Here is a 298-nt window from a genome sequence, read left to right as displayed (position 1 = left end):
CTACCTGGTCCTCCCGGTCTTTCTCTGGCTGCTGCGGCATTCGCGCTGGCTGCCGCTGTGCGTGGTCCTCGCCGCGCTCGCGCTGCGCCTTGCGCTCTACCGGCAGACGGGGGAAATCCAGACGCTCGCCTACTGGACGATCGTCGGGCGCGTCGACCAGTTCGCGCTCGGCATGCTCGCCTTCCAGTTCCGCGGCGATCTGGCCGGGCGTCACCTCCCGGTGCTCGCCGGCCTCGCCGCCTTCGCCCTCTTCTACTGGCAGTTCGACGCCAGCGGCGGCTTTTACCACCGCCCCGCC

1 protein-coding gene is annotated in these 298 nt (G+C 70.5%); it reads left to right on the top strand.

Annotated features, from left to right (window positions below; genetic code table 11):
- Nucleotides 1–298: hypothetical protein (locus KI686_RS17630; protein ID WP_237590385.1), on the top strand; the 298-nt coding region annotated here is incomplete at both ends.

Origin of the sequence: Polaribacter sargassicola (assembly GCF_021991835.1) — a bacterium.
GTDB classification, from domain to species: domain Bacteria; phylum Bacteroidota; class Bacteroidia; order Flavobacteriales; family Flavobacteriaceae; genus Polaribacter; species Polaribacter sargassicola.
Note: the sequence above shows the minus strand (reverse complement) of the source record. Positions and strands in the feature narration are given on the sequence as shown.